The sequence below is a fragment of the Caballeronia udeis genome (assembly GCF_044909315.1).
Taxonomy (GTDB): Bacteria; Pseudomonadota; Gammaproteobacteria; order Burkholderiales; family Burkholderiaceae; genus Caballeronia; species Caballeronia udeis_A.
Window position 1 is genome coordinate 77,223 of record NZ_JBIYEB010000027.1, and the last position, 14,224, is coordinate 91,446.

At 62.9% G+C, this 14,224-nt stretch carries 8 protein-coding genes; all 8 read left to right on the forward strand.

The features are described from left to right. The first annotated feature begins 42 nt into the window (after nt 1–42). The 8 genes from tcuC to ABH944_RS33335 all read left to right on the forward strand — a co-directional run bounded on the left by tcuC (nt 43) and on the right by ABH944_RS33335 (nt 14,181). Complete coding sequence (tcuC, locus tag ABH944_RS33300; RefSeq protein WP_404611614.1) at nt 43–1,341, forward strand: MFS transporter; 1,299 nt, start codon at nt 43–45, stop codon at nt 1,339–1,341. A gap of 51 nt (nt 1,342–1,392) precedes the next feature. Then, nucleotides 1,393–2,628 (forward strand): polyhydroxyalkanoate depolymerase, encoded by a 1,236-nt coding sequence (locus tag ABH944_RS33305; protein ID WP_404611616.1) that lies wholly within the window; start codon nt 1,393–1,395, stop codon nt 2,626–2,628. A 283-nt stretch (nt 2,629–2,911) separates the two neighbouring features. Next, nucleotides 2,912–5,593, forward strand: coding sequence for a pyruvate dehydrogenase (acetyl-transferring), homodimeric type (gene aceE, locus ABH944_RS33310; RefSeq protein ID WP_404611618.1), 2,682 nt, complete (start codon nt 2,912–2,914; stop codon nt 5,591–5,593). Between the two features lie 20 nt (nt 5,594–5,613). Then, complete coding sequence (locus tag ABH944_RS33315) at nt 5,614–7,221, forward strand: dihydrolipoyllysine-residue acetyltransferase (RefSeq protein ID WP_404611619.1); 1,608 nt, start codon at nt 5,614–5,616, stop codon at nt 7,219–7,221. Between the two features lie 13 nt (nt 7,222–7,234). Beyond that, nucleotides 7,235–8,998 (forward strand): dihydrolipoyl dehydrogenase, encoded by a 1,764-nt coding sequence (gene lpdA / locus ABH944_RS33320; RefSeq protein ID WP_404611621.1) that lies wholly within the window; start codon nt 7,235–7,237, stop codon nt 8,996–8,998. Nucleotides 8,999–9,054: 56 nt separating this feature from the next. Next, entirely contained in the window at nt 9,055–11,337 is a 2,283-nt protein-coding gene (locus tag ABH944_RS33325; protein ID WP_404611623.1) for an NADP-dependent malic enzyme, read from the forward strand. A gap of 118 nt (nt 11,338–11,455) precedes the next feature. Beyond that, nucleotides 11,456–12,799 (forward strand): dicarboxylate/amino acid:cation symporter, encoded by a 1,344-nt coding sequence (locus tag ABH944_RS33330; RefSeq protein ID WP_404611625.1) that lies wholly within the window; start codon nt 11,456–11,458, stop codon nt 12,797–12,799. A 47-nt stretch (nt 12,800–12,846) separates the two neighbouring features. Further along, entirely contained in the window at nt 12,847–14,181 is a 1,335-nt protein-coding gene (locus ABH944_RS33335; protein WP_404611627.1) for an NAD(P)/FAD-dependent oxidoreductase, read from the forward strand. Nucleotides 14,182–14,224 lie beyond the last annotated feature (43 nt).

Sequence of the window (14,224 nt, forward strand, 5' to 3'; positions counted from 1 at the left end):
CATGCCGGCCGGACACAAGAATCAGATTCTGGAGACGGTGAAATGTCGAACGCTAGCGCAACACAATCCAAATTCGGAATGGTTGTCCGGGTGACCAGCGGGAATTTCCTGGAGATGTTCGATTTCTTCCTGTTTGGCTTTTATGCAACCTACATCGCCAAAACCTACTTCCCGGCCGACAGCGAATTCGCCTCGTTGATGCTGACGTTCGGCACATTCGGCGCGGGCTTCATCATGCGGCCTGTCGGCGCGATTGTCCTGGGCGCCTATATCGACAAGGTGGGCCGGCGGCAGGGGCTGATCACGACGCTCGCCATCATGGCGATGGGCACCGTGCTGGTGGCCTTCGTGCCGGGATACGCGAGCATCGGCCTGTTCGCACCCCTGCTGGTACTGATCGGCCGGTTGCTGCAGGGCTTCTCGGCCGGCGTGGAATTGGGCGGCGTATCGGTCTATCTCGCCGAGATGGCGACGCCCGGTCACAAGGGCTTTTATGTGAGCTGGCAGTCGGCCAGCCAGCAGGCCGCGATCATCGTGGCCGCCGTGATTGGCTACACACTGAGCGCCACCATGGGACAAGCAGCGATTGCCGCATGGGGCTGGCGCATTCCGTTCTTCATTGGTTGCATGATCGTGCCGTTTCTCTTCGTGATCCGTCGTTCGCTGCAGGAAACCGAGGAGTTCACCGCTCGCAAGCACCGGCCGAACGCGAGCGAAATTTTCCGCTCGATGATGCGCAACTGGGGCATTGTCCTGGCCGGGATGATGCTGGTCGTGATGACCACGGTGTCGTTCTACCTGATCACCATCTATACGCCGACCTTCGGGCGCAGCGTGCTGAAGCTCTCGGCGGAGGACAGCCTGATTGTCACGTTTTGCATCGGCGTGTCGAACCTGTTCTGGTTGCCGGTGATGGGCTCCCTGTCCGACCGTGTTGGACGCAAACCGCTGCTGATCGGCTTTACGCTGCTGACCATCCTCACCGCCTATCCGGTCATGGTGTGGCTGGTGAACGGACCGACTTTCGAGAAGATGCTGATAGCCGAGTTGTGGCTTTCGTTCCTTTACGGCAGCTACAACGGGGCCATGGTCGTAGCCCTCACCGAGGTGATGCCGGTCGACGTGCGGACCTCCGGATTCTCACTGGCGTACAGCCTGGCAACCGCGATCTTCGGGGGCTTCACTCCCGTCATTTCGACCTTCCTGATCGAGGTAACACACAACAAAGGCGCACCGGGCTTGTGGATGAGCTTCGCTGCCGTATGCGGCCTGATTGGCACGCTAGTACTTTACCGGCGTAGCGCAGTCGCCAAGCGGGAGCACGTGTCGCTGACCGCGTGATCACCCGGGATTTGATCGGGTACGCTTTCTCAGCAATTCATCTGGATAACTATGCTTTATAAATTACACGAACAAAACCGTTCTCTTTTCGCGCCCTTCGTCGAGTGGGCGCACGCGTGGGCAAAATTGCTGGTCGATCCGGTCTCACCAACGGCACGCTTTCCGTTTGCGCGTCATATTGCGGCTGGATACGAGTTGATGTACCGGCTCAGCAAGGAATATGAAAAACCGCAATTCGGGATTCGCACGACACTGGTCGGCGGCAAGACGGTCGCCGTTTCAGAAGAGGTGACGCTCAACAAGGCTTTTTGCACGCTGCTGCATTTCAGGAAAAATCTGGGCGACGAGGAACTGGCCGCACTGAAGCACCCCAAGGTGCTGCTCGTGGCGCCGTTGTCCGGCCATCATTCGACCCTGCTGCGCGACACCGTGCATGGCTTGCTGCCGAACCATGACGTCTACATCACCGACTGGACCGACGCGCGTCTGGTGCCCTTGTCCGAGGGTGCATTCCACTTGCATGACTACGTTTACTACGTGCAGGATTTCATCCGGCTGCTCGGCCCTGAGCTGCATGTCATCTCGGTCTGCCAGCCGACGGTTCCGGTGCTGGCGGCGATCGCGCTGATGGCGAGCGCCGGCGACACACAGTTGCCGAAGACAATGACCATGATGGGTGGCCCTATCGACCCGCGCAGATCGCCTACGCAGGTGAACGCGCTGGCCACGGAAAAAACCTATTCATGGTTTGAAAACAGCGTGATCTACAGGGTTCCGCCCAGCCATCCGGGATCTGGGCGCAAGGTGTATCCGGGCTTCCTGCAGCATGCCGGTTTTGTTGCGATGAATCCCGAGCGCCACGCGCAAAGTCACCGGGAATTTCACGAGCATCTGATCAGGGGCGAGGACGAACTGGCTGAAGAACATCGCAAGTTCTACAACGAATATAACGCGGTGCTGGATATGCCCGCCGAGTATTACCTGGAAACGATCCGGACCGTCTTCCAGGAATTCAGTCTGCCGAGGGGAACCTGGCAGGTGGGTGGAAAACCCGTACGTCCGCAGGATATCGAAGGGGTCGCCCTGTTCACCATTGAAGGTGAGCATGACGATATTTCCGGGTCCGGCCAGACCCATGCGGCGCACGATCTCTGCACGGCAATTCCGGATGCGAAGCGGCAGCAATTCACCGCACCGCAATGCGGGCATTTCGGCATTTTTTCAGGGCGCCGCTGGCGCGAGATGGTCTGCCCCAGGATCGGTGAATTTATCCGGATGCATTCCTGAGTCACCGCCGGCGTCGAACGAAAATCCTTCCATGACGATGTCTTCGACGCCGTCTTTCGAGGCCCCGCAATTACCCTGATCCGCGCGCACGGAAAACCAGACGGCACCCGTGCAGCTATTCCGATACTCCGTTCCGACACGTCCCTATTTCCTGTAGCAACCCCAGTTTAATCAATCACTTGATCTGCACGTTTCATTGCTGCTGCGCTTGGCATGGGCATTGCCTTATTGACCTGACAATGTGCCGCGCCATCACGGACGCGACACGACAAGTGGAGACAAGATGAACGCTAACGATGACCTCGACCCGCTCGAGACCAGCGAGTGGATGGATGCCCTGCGTGCGGTTCAGGCGCATCGTGGAATTCCGCGGACCCGCTACCTCGTCAGCCGTGTAGTGGAGCAGGCGCAGCGTGATGGAACGTACGTGCCGCAGACACTGAACACGGCCTACAAGAACACCATCGCGCCCGAACAGGAAGAACGCTCTCCGGGTGACCGCGCGATCGAGCACAGGCTGCGCTCCATCATCCGCTGGAACGCGATGGCCATCATCCTGCGCGCCAACAAGGACAGCTCGGAACTGGGCGGCCACATCGCCAGTTTCCAGTCCGCGGCCACGCTGTATGACATCGGCTTCGGCCACTTCTGGCATGCACCCACAGAGACCCACGGCGGCGACCTGATCTATATCCAGGGGCACAGCGCGCCGGGCATTTATGCACGCGCGTTTGTCGAAGGGCGCCTGAGCGAAGAGCAACTGCTCGGCTACCGGCAGGAAACCGGCGGCAAGGGTATCCCCTCTTATCCGCATCCGTGGCTGATGCCGGACTTCTGGCAGTTCCCGACCGTGTCGATGGGCCTGGGTCCTCTGATGGCGATCTACCAGGCGCGTTTCCTCAAATACCTGCAGGGCCGCAGCCTTGCCGACACCGCACCGCGCAAGGTCTGGGCCTTCATGGGCGACGGCGAGATGGACGAACCCGAGTCGCTGGGGGCGATCTCGCTGGCCGGCCGCGAACGGCTGGACAACCTGATCTTCGTCATCAACTGCAACCTGCAGCGGCTCGACGGCCCGGTCCGCGGCAACGGCAAGATCGTGCAGGAACTGGAGTCGGTCTTTCGCGGTGCCGGCTGGAATGTCATCAAGGTGCTGTGGGGCGGCGACTGGGACAAGCTGCTCGAGAAAGACAAGAGCGGCTTGTTGCTCAAGCGCATGGAAGAGTGCGTCGACGGCGAATACCAGGACTTCAAGAGCAAGAGCGGCGCGTATGTCCGTGAGCATTTCTTCGGCAAGTACGAGGAACTCGCTGCGCTGGTTGCCGACATGAGTGACGACGAGATATGGAGTCTCACGCGCGGCGGTCACGATCCCGACAAGGTGTTCGCCGCCTACGCCGCAGCGGTCAAGCACACGGGGCAGCCAACGCTGATCCTGCCCAAGACCGTGAAGGGCTACGGCATGGGTGAGTCGGGCGAGGGGCAGATGATCGCCCACCAGGCGAAGAAGATGACCCAGGACGCGCTGCGCAGTTTCCGCGACCGTTTCCAGATTCCCGTGTCCGACGAAGATCTCGCGAAGATGCCCTTCATCACGCTGCCGGAAGACAGCCCCGAGATGAAGTACCTGCGCGCGCACCGCGAAGCGTTGGGTGGCTACCTGCCGCAGCGCCGGCGCCGCTCCACCTCGCTCCAGATTCCGCCGCTCGACACCTTCAAGCGCCTGCTCGAGCCCACCGGCGCGCGCGAGAGCTCCACCACCATGGCCTTCGTGCAAATGCTGGGCACGCTGGTGCGTGACAAGACGATAGGCAAACACGTCGTGCCTATCGTGCCCGACGAATCGCGCACCTTCGGCATGGAAGGGATGTTCCGTCAGCTCGGCATCTATTCGTCGGTGGGACAGCTCTACAAGCCGCAGGATGCCGACCAATTGATGTACTACCGCGAGTCGAAGGACGGCCAGGTGCTGCAGGAAGGCATCAACGAAGGCGGCGCGATGTCGAGCTGGATTGTCGCGGCGACCTCATACAGCACGAGCAACGTGCCGATGATCCCGTTCTACATCTACTACTCCATGTTCGGGCTGCAGCGCGTGGGCGACCTCGCATGGCTGGCAGGGGATATCCGCGCGCGAGGCTTCCTGCTGGGCGGCACCGCCGGGCGCACCACACTCAATGGCGAAGGCCTGCAGCATGAGGACGGCCATAGCCACATCATCGCCGGCACGATCCCGAACTGCGTCTCGTACGACCCGACCTTCGCCTACGAAGTGGTGACCATTGTGCGCGAAGGCCTGCGGCGCATGGTCGAGCAACAGGAGGATGTCTTCTACTACATCACCCTGATGAACGAGAACTATCCCCACCCCGGTCTTGGCGATGCCGGCGCGGGCGTGGAGGAAGGCATCCTCAAGGGCCTGTACAAGCTGCAGGACGGCGGCGCGAGCATCAAGAAGGGACTGCGGGTGCAGCTCATGGGCAGCGGCACCATCCTGCGTGAAGTGATGGCCGCAGCCGACCTGCTCAAGGACGACTTCAAGATCACCGCCGATGTCTGGAGCGCAACGAGCTTCAACGAGCTGCGGCGCGACGGCATGGCGACACAGCGCTGGAACCTGCTGCATCCCACCGAGCCTCCGCGCAAGAGCTGGCTTGAAAGCAAGCTCGAAGGTCATGAAGGACCGGTCATTGCCTCGACCGACTACATGCGCGCCTACGCCGACCAGGTGCGCGAACAGGTCCAGAACAGCGGCCGCCGGTTCACTGTCCTGGGCACCGACGGCTTCGGGCGCAGCGACTACCGTGCCAAGCTGCGGCGTTTTTTCGAGGTGGATCGCTATTACGTCACGGTGGCCGCGCTGAAGTCGCTGGCCGACGACGGCGTGATCGCACCGCAGGTCGTAGCCGACGCAATCAAGCAGTATGGCCTGGACACCGAGCGCGCCGCGCCGTGGACCGTCTGAGACGATGAGGATACCGTAACATGAGCCAGGCAATAGATATCAAGGTACCCGACATCGGCGATTTCAAGGATGTGCCGGTGATCGAGATCTACGTCAAGGTCGGTGATACCGTCAAAGCCGAAGACCCGATCGTCTCGCTTGAATCCGACAAGGCGACCATGGACGTGCCCGCGCCGCGCGGCGGTCTCGTCAAGGCGATCCTCGCGAAGATCGGCGACACCGTCAGCGAAGGCAGCGTGATCATGCAGTTCGCCGACGACACCGCCGCCGCGTCCCCTGAGGAGGCGGTCAAGCCCAGCGTCAGTGCGCCACCTTCGCCGGTGAGCGCGCCCGCGGGACGAGCCGAGGTGCGCATTCCCGACATCGGCGATTTCAAGGATGTGCCGGTGATCGAGATCTACGTCAAGGTCGGTGATACCGTCAAAGCCGAAGACCCGCTCGTCTCGCTCGAATCCGACAAGGCGACCATGGACGTGCCCGCGCCGTTGAGCGGCGTGGTCGAGGAAATACGCATCAAGCTCGGCGACACGGTCAACGAAGGCAGCATCATCATGTCGCTGGTGACGGACGCGGGACCTGCTGCCGCTGCCGCTCCTGTCTCCGCCGCGCCGCCAATCGCGAGTCCCGCAGCAGCGGCCGTCACGAGTGCCACGACTGGCGGCATAGACGAAGCCCGCTTCGCCATCGCCTATGCGAGCCCGGCAGTGCGCAAGCTGGCGCGTGAACTCAGTGTCGACCTGGGTCAGGTCAAGGGCACGGGCGAACACGGCCGCATCCTGCGTGAAGATGTCGAGGCTTTCGCGAAAGGCGGTGCATCGGCCAGCGCGTCCAGCGCGACGGCAAAAGGCGCCGCGGCGCCGGCCGGAGCGGGTATTGGTGGCCTGGATCTGCTGCCCTGGCCCAAGGTGGACTTCGCCAAGTTCGGACCTGTGGAGCGTCGCGAGTTGCCGCGGATCAAAAAGATCTCGGCGGCCAATCTTCATCGCAACTGGGTTGTCATCCCGCACGTCACCAACCACGACGAGGCCGACATCACCGAGCTCGAGCAGTTCCGCGTGCAGATGAACAAGGAGCTGGAGAAATCGGGCGTCAAGCTCAGCATGCTGCCGTTCGTGATGAAAGCGGCGGTAGCCACGCTCAAGGCATTCCCCGAGTTCAACGCCAGTCTCGAGAAAGGCCCTGACGGCGATGCGCTCATTCTCAAGCGTTACTACCACATTGGTTTTGCGGCCGACACGCCCAACGGACTGATGGTGCCCGTGATCCGCGATGCCGATCAAAAGAGCGTGCCGGATATCGCCCGGGAGATGGGCGAACTGGCCAAGCTCGCGCGCGACGGCAAGCTCAAACCAGAGCAGATGCAGGGCGGCACGTTCACGATCAGTTCGCTCGGCGGCATTGGCGGCATCTACTTCACGCCCATCATCAATGCGCCCGAGGTGGCCATCATGGGGGTATGCAAGAGCTACTGGAAACAGCACTCCGCTGACGGCAAGAACTGGACATCGCGCCTGACGCTGCCGCTCTCGCTCTCCTGGGACCATCGCGTAATCGACGGCGCCGCCGCTGCGCGATTCAACGTCCATTTCGCCAAACTGCTCGCCGATCTGCGGCGCGTGCTCTTCTGAGGAATGTGTCGCAATGGCCAATCTTGTGGACGTGAAAGTGCCCGACATCGGCGACTTCAAGGATGTCGCCGTGATCGAGGTGATGGTCAAGGTCGGCGAGGTCATCGCCGTCGACACCGGTTTGATCATGGTCGAGTCCGACAAAGCCTCCATGGAAATTCCATCGAGTCAGGCTGGGCTCGTCAAGGAGATCAAGGTCAAGGTCAATGACCTGGTGAGTGAAGGCTCGGTGATTCTGGTGGTCGAGGCGAGTGAGGCCACAACACAAGCCGGCAAGGCCCCTGCTCCTGCACAGCCCGCAGCCGCAGCCGCAGCGCCACCATCCTCCCCCGCTCCGGTGGCCGCAAGCTACGGCGGCAAAGCGGATACCGAGTGCGAAGTGCTCGTGCTGGGTGCAGGCCCTGGGGGATATTCGGCCGCCTTCAGAAGCGCCGATCTCGGCATGAAGACAGTGTTGGTCGAGCGCTATCCAACCTTGGGCGGCGTGTGCCTGAACGTGGGGTGCATCCCATCCAAGGCGCTGTTGCATACGGCGTCGGTAATCGACGAAGTCAGCCACCTGCCTGACCACGGCGTGCGCTACGGGGCTCCCGAAATCGACCTGGACAAGCTGCGCGCGTTCAAGGACGGCGTGGTCGGCAAACTCACCGGCGGCCTTGCCGGCATGGCCCGGGCACGCAAGGTCGAGGTCATCACCGGCGTGGGCAGCTTTGTCGATGCACACCACATTGAGGTTGCGACAGCGGACGGCGGCAAGCGTGTCGTGAAGTTCGCCAAGGCGATCATTGCCGCGGGTTCGCAAGCGGTGAAGCTGCCCTTCATGCCCGAAGACGAGCGCGTTGTCGACTCCACCGGCGCGCTGAAACTGAAGTCCATCCCCAAGCGCATGCTGGTGGTCGGCGGCGGCATCATCGGGCTGGAGATGGCGACGGTCTACTCAACGCTGGGCACGCGCATCGACGTGGTCGAGATGCTCGACGGTCTCATGCAAGGCGCCGACCGCGACCTGGTCAAGGTGTGGGACAAGATGAACGCCCACCGCTTCGACCACGTGATGCTGAAGACCCGGGCCATGGGCGCCAAGGCGACGGAGACCGGGATCGAGGTCAGCTTCGAGGGTGAGAAAGCGCACAGCGAGCCGCAGGTCTACGACCTCGTGCTGGTCGCCGTGGGCCGCAGCCCGAACGGCAAGAGGATCGGCGCCGACCAGGCCGGCGTAGCGGTGACAGAACGCGGGTTCATCAACGTCGACAAGCAGATGCGCACCAACGTGCCGCATATCTTCGCGATCGGCGACATCGTCGGCGAGCCGATGCTCGCGCACAAGGCAGTGCACGAGGCGCATGTGGCGGCCGAGGCCGCGCATGGGGAGCCCAGCTACTTCGATGCACGCCAGATCCCCTCAGTGGCCTATACCGACCCCGAGGTGGCATGGGCCGGCAAGACCGAGGAGCAGTGCAAGGCCGAGGGCATCAAGATCGGCCGCGCGGTGTTCCCGTGGGCGGCTTCAGGACGTGCGATAGCCAACGGCCGCGACGAGGGTTTCACCAAGTTGATCTTCGATGAAACCACGCATCGCGTGATCGGCGGCGGCATTGTGGGCACCCATGCGGGCGACCTGATCAGCGAGGTGTGCCTGGCAATCGAGATGAGCTGCGAACCTGCGGACATAGGCAAGACCATTCATCCGCACCCCACGCTGGGCGAGTCGATCGGCATGGCCGCCGAAGTCTTCGAAGGCCATTGCACCGACCTGCCGCCGCAGAAGAAAAAATAGGCGCGCCAGCGCGCCGCCACACCACCCTGCGGCCCCGACCCTTTCCTGGAGACACCATGACGGACAACCTGCGCGAAGCCGCACTCGACTACCACCGCTACCCGACGCCGGGAAAGATTTCTGTCACGCCGACCAAGGCCATGGCCACCCAGTGCGACCTCGGCCTCGCCTACTCGCCGGGCGTGGCCGAAGCCTGTCTCGCGATAGTCGACGATCCGCGCGAGGCCGGCAACCTGACCGCGCGCAACAACCTTGTGGCGGTGATCACCAACGGCACCGCGGTGCTCGGTCTCGGCAACATCGGCGCACTCGCGGGCAAACCGGTGATGGAAGGCAAGGCTTGCCTCTTCAAGAAGTTCGCGGGTATTGACGTATTCGACATCGAACTCGACGAGGCCGACCCCGACAAGCTGATCGGCACCATCGCGCGCATGGAGCCGACCTTCGGCGGCATCAACCTGGAGGACATCAAGGCGCCCGAGTGTTTCTACATCGAGAAGAAACTGCGCGAGCGCATGAAGATCCCGGTCTTCCACGACGATCAGCATGGCACCGCGATCGTGGCCGCGGCGGCGATCCTGAATGCGCTTCGCCATGTCGGCAAGGACATCTCAGAGGTCACGCTGGTGGCCTCGGGCGCGGGCGCCGCGGCGCTTGCGTGCCTGGACCTGATCGTCAGCCTCGGGCTGCCCATGCACAAGATCTTCGTGTCCGACAGCAAGGGCGTTGTCTACGCTGGCCGCAAGGAGCAGATGGACCCCAACAAGGAGCGTTATGCGCAGGACACGCCGGCACGCAAGCTCGGCGAGATTATCGAGGGGGCAGACATTTTCCTGGGCTTGTCCGCCGGCGGCGTGCTCACGGCCGACATGGTGAAGCGCATGGCGCGTGCGCCGATCATCCTCGCCATGGCCAACCCGAACCCGGAGATCATGCCCGAAGAGGCGCTGGCGGTACGCCCCGACGCAGTCATTGGCACGGGCCGCTCCGACTACCCGAACCAGGTCAACAACGTCCTGTGTTTCCCGTTCATCTTCCGTGGCGCGCTTGATGTCGGCGCCACCACGATCAACGAAGCAATGAAGCTGGCGGCCGTGCGCGCGATCGCCGAGCTGGCGCACGCCGAGATTCCCGAGGTGGTGGCGCAAGCCTATGGCGCGGCCGGCCTGCGCTTTGGCGCGCAATACCTGATCCCGAAACCGTTCGACCCGCGCCTGATTGAAGTGGTGGCCCCGGCGGTTGCGCAAGCGGCAATGGACAGCGGCGTCGCCACGTGCCCGATCAATGATATGGAGCCCTACCGGCAGCGTCTGGGCCAGTTTGTCTACCATTCCGGCAACGCGATGCAGCCGGTGTTCGCCGCCGCCAAGCTCAATGCGAAGCGCGTGCTCTACGCGGAAGGCGAGGACGAACGTGTGCTGCGCGCGGCCCAGGTCGCGGTGGACGAAGGCATCGCCCGGCCGCTGCTGGTAGGCCGGCCGGAGGTGCTTGCCGAGAGGACCGAGCAGTTCGGCCTGCGCCTGCGGCGCGGAGTGGACTATGAGTGCGTCGACCCGCTCGACCCTGACACCTATGCCGATGCGGCCGAGGCTTACTACCAGCTCGCCCGCCGCCGCGGCGTATCGCGTGTGCAGGCTCAGGCCGAGATGCGCAGCCGCGGCACGCTGCTAGGCGCGATGGTGCTGCGCGCAGGCCGCGCCGACGCCATGCTGTGCGGCACCTTCGGGCGCTACCAGGACCACCTCGCCCATGTACGCGACGTGATCGGGCTGAAGCACGGCAGCCAGACCTTCGCGGCCATGCAGATGCTGAGGCTTCCCGGGCGCCAGCTTTTCATCTGCGATACCCATGTCAACCTCGACCCAACAGCCGCGCAGCTTGCCGAGATCACGCTGCTGGCCGCAGAGGAAGTGCGCCGCTTCGGGATCACGCCGAGCGTGGCGCTGCTGTCGCATTCGAGCTTCGGCAGTTCGGACGCCGATAGCGCCGTCAAGATGCGCGAAGCGCTGGCGCTGGTGAAGGCGCTTGACCCGCGGCTCGCGGTGGATGGCGAGATGCGAGGCGACGCGGCGTTGTCGCGCACTATCCTCGAGCACGAGTTCCCGGACTCGTCCTTAAGCGATGAAGCCAACGTGCTGGTGATGCCGAACGTGGACGCGGCCAACATTTCCTACAACCTGTTGCGGCTCGCGGCGGGCGGAGGCATCACCGTGGGCGGCATCCTGCTCGGCGCGGCGCAGCCCGTGCATATCCTCACGCCGTCCTCGACCGTGCGCCGCATCGTCAACATGACCGCGCTGGCAACTGTCGATGCAGGCTCACAACGAGGCGTCGAATGACTGGCATGGACGAGACCGGACGCATTCCGATTTAAACCGTAGAGCACTGGAGCGGTAGGCGCCAAGCTGCGGGCATCTGAACGCCTGGATCACCTCACAAGCATAGACGGAGACACCCATGGACCACGATCCCAAAAGCAGGCCGCTCTACAAGTCGCTCTATTTCCAGGTCATCACGGCGATCATCATTGGTGTGCTGGTGGGTCATTTCTACCCGCACACCGGCACGGCGATGAAACCGCTCGGCGACGGTTTCATCAAGCTGATCAAGATGATCATCGCGCCGATCATCTTCTGCACCGTCGTGGTCGGCATAGCCGGCATGGAGGACATGAAGAAGGTCGGCAAGACCGGCGGCCTGGCGTTGCTGTACTTCGAGATCGTCAGCGCCGTCGCGCTGGTGGTCGGGCTTGTGATCATCAATGTCCTGAAGCCCGGCGTGGGCATGAACATCGACGCCGGCACGCTCGACCCCAAGGCCATCGCGGCCTACACCGCACCGGGCAAGATGCAGAGCACGGTGGAATTCCTCTTCAACATCATTCCCAGCACGGTGGTGGATGCCTTCGCCAAAGGCGAGATCCTGCAGGTCCTGCTCTTCTCGGTAATGTTCGGCTTCGCGCTGCACAAGTTCGGCGGTCGCGGCACCCTGATATTCGACATCATCGAGAAAGGCTCGCATGTGCTGTTCTCGATCGTCGGCATGATCATGAGGGTCGCCCCTATCGGCGCTTTCGGCGCCATGGCCTTCACCATCGGCGAATATGGACTGGGGTCGCTGCTGTCGCTCGGCAAGCTGATGGGTACGTTCTATGCCACCTGCCTGTTCTTCATCTTCGTCATCCTCGGGACGATTGCCCGGCTGCACGGTTTCTCGATCTGGAAGTTCATCCGCTATATCAAGGAAGAACTGCTGATCGTGTTCGGCACGAGTTCGTCGGAAGCCGCGTTGCCGCGCATGATGGTCAAGATGGAAAACCTCGGAGTGCGCAAGTCGGTGGTCGGCCTGGTCATTCCCACCGGCTACTCCTTCAACCTGGACGGCACCTCGATCTACCTCACGATGGCCGCCGTGTTCATCGCCCAGGCGACCAACACGCCAATGACGCTGGTACAGCAGATCACGCTGCTGGGCGTCCTGATGCTGACCTCCAAAGGCGCGGCGGGCGTGACCGGCAGCGGTTTCATCGTGCTGGCGGCCACGCTGTCGGCCGTGGGCGGCGTGCCGGTGGCAGGGCTTGCGCTGATCCTGGGCATCGACCGCTTCATGTCTGAAGCACGCGCGCTGACAAACCTGATCGGCAACGGCGTGGCGACGGTCGTGGTCGGAAAGTGGCTCGGCGACGTGGATGTCGACCGCCTGCACCGGCAACTCAACAACCAGTCCGGGGCCGCCACGGAGGAGCCCGAAGCCGTACTCGACGTGGTGGAACAGCACATGCCGGTGGCCCCGAAGCACTAAGTGGCTTAGCTAACCATTCGACTCGCACCCCGGACCTGGAACCCACCATGAACACCGCAACGGATCACGCGCGCCACCGCATCGTCGTTGTCGGCGGCGGCGCGGGCGGCCTCGAACTGGCAACCCGGCTGGGCAACACGCTCGGCCGGCGTGGGCAGGCCGACATCACGCTGATCGAAAAGAAGCGCATCCACGTATGGAAACCCAAGCTGCACGAGATCGCCGCCGGCAGCATGGACATGAGCTCGCATGAGGTGGGTTACCTCGCGCAGTCGCACTGGCATCACTTTCGCTACCGCGTGGGCGAGATGGTGGGCCTCGATCGCGAACGGCGCGAAGTGCTGGTGGCGGCCCATGTCGACGACGAAGGCCTGCAGGTCACGCCCCGGCGCGCGTTCGGCTACGACACGCTGGTGATCGCCGTCGGCAGCCAGAGCAACGACTTCGGTACACCGGGCGTACGTGAATACGCGATGCGGCTGGAATCGGCCGCCGACGCATTGCGTTTCCATTCGCGTATGGTCAATGCCTGCATCCGCGCGCACGCGCAAACCACGGCATTGCGCCCCGAGCAGTTGCAGGTGGTGATCATTGGTGCGGGCGCGACCGGCGTCGAGCTGGCGGCCGAACTGCATCGCACCACGCGCGAAGTGGTCGCCTTCGGCCTGGACCGCGTCGATCCCAACAAGGACATCCGGGTGACAGTCGTCGAGGCTGCACCGCGCGTACTGCCTGCTTTACCGCCACGCCTCTCGCAGGCCACCGAGAACCTGCTGGGTAAGCTTGGCGTGGAAGTGCGCACGAACGCCAAGGTAGCCGAAGTATTGCCAAACGGCGTGCGTCTGGCCGATGGCCAGTTCCTGCCCGCCGAACTCGTGGTCTGGGCAGCCGGCGTCAAGGCGCCCGACTTCCTGAAGGACATGGCCGGCCTCGAAACCAATCGCGTCAACCAGTTGGTGGTGCAGCCGACGCTGCAGGTCAGCCGCGACGAGAACATCTTCGCCATTGGCGACTGCGCGGCCTGCGCGTGGCCGCAAGCCGGGGAAGAAATCCTCGTGCCGCCACGCGCCCAGGCCGCCCACCAGCAGGCCAGCCACCTGATGCGGCAGATCAGGCGGCGGTTGGCCGGCAAACCGCTTGAGAACTACCGCTACCGGGATTTTGGCTCACTGGTCTCGCTGGGCGAGTTCAGCACCGTAGGCAACATGATGGGGGGATTGACCGGCGGCAGCCTGATGATCGAAGGCCGGTTCGCACGCCTGATGTACTTGTCGCTCTACAAGATGCATGAACTCGCATTGCACGGCTTCCCCAAGGTGGCGCTGGACACCCTGGCGCGGCTGATCGTGCGGCGCACCGAGCCTCATGTAAAGCTGCATTGATTTCATCTGGGTGTTTTTAGACATGACCGTGATCCAGGCGTCT

What these genes read in the sequence shown, in the direction of transcription:
- ABH944_RS33330 (WP_404611625.1), top strand. Translation starts at nt 11,456, where the DNA reads ATGGACCACGATCCCAAAAGCAGGCCGCTCTACAAGTCGCTCTATTTC.
- ABH944_RS33325 (WP_404611623.1), top strand. Translation starts at nt 9,055, where the DNA reads ATGACGGACAACCTGCGCGAAGCCGCACTCGACTACCACCGCTACCCG.
- aceE (WP_404611618.1), top strand. Translation starts at nt 2,912, where the DNA reads ATGAACGCTAACGATGACCTCGACCCGCTCGAGACCAGCGAGTGGATG.
- tcuC (WP_404611614.1), top strand. Translation starts at nt 43, where the DNA reads ATGTCGAACGCTAGCGCAACACAATCCAAATTCGGAATGGTTGTCCGG.
- ABH944_RS33315 (WP_404611619.1), top strand. Translation starts at nt 5,614, where the DNA reads ATGAGCCAGGCAATAGATATCAAGGTACCCGACATCGGCGATTTCAAG.
- ABH944_RS33335 (WP_404611627.1), top strand. Translation starts at nt 12,847, where the DNA reads ATGAACACCGCAACGGATCACGCGCGCCACCGCATCGTCGTTGTCGGC.
- ABH944_RS33305 (WP_404611616.1), top strand. Translation starts at nt 1,393, where the DNA reads ATGCTTTATAAATTACACGAACAAAACCGTTCTCTTTTCGCGCCCTTC.
- lpdA (WP_404611621.1), top strand. Translation starts at nt 7,235, where the DNA reads ATGGCCAATCTTGTGGACGTGAAAGTGCCCGACATCGGCGACTTCAAG.